The organism is Stenotrophomonas sp. SrG (genome assembly GCF_050031795.1).
Classification (GTDB): domain Bacteria; phylum Pseudomonadota; class Gammaproteobacteria; order Xanthomonadales; family Xanthomonadaceae; genus Stenotrophomonas; species Stenotrophomonas rhizophila_A.
The window spans coordinates 1-235 of sequence record NZ_JBNBBE010001411.1 but is presented as its reverse complement, the minus strand read 5'-3'; the positions used below and the strand labels follow the sequence as shown (position 1 = coordinate 235).

Below are 235 nucleotides of genomic sequence, written 5' to 3'. Positions count from 1 at the left end.
CGCGGCCACGCCGGCGCTGGCCACCGCATCCCGCTGGCGCAGCCGGGGCCACATCAACGCCAGGAACGCCGCCACTGCGGCACCGTCCAGGCCCCACCGGCGCGGTTCACCCAGCGCGTCGCCGGCGATGGCGCCGACGGCGGTGAACAGGTTCCTGAGCAGGAACACGCCGACGCCGGCGGTCCAGAACCAGCGCCGCTGCTCCAGCGCCACGGTCTGGCTGGACGCGGTGGCG

Annotated in this window: 1 pseudogene; it reads right to left on the bottom strand. The window is 76.2% G+C overall.

The features are described from left to right. A pseudogene (locus ACQG3P_RS24050) lies at nt 1–235 on the bottom strand (AzlC family ABC transporter permease); the annotation flags it as partial.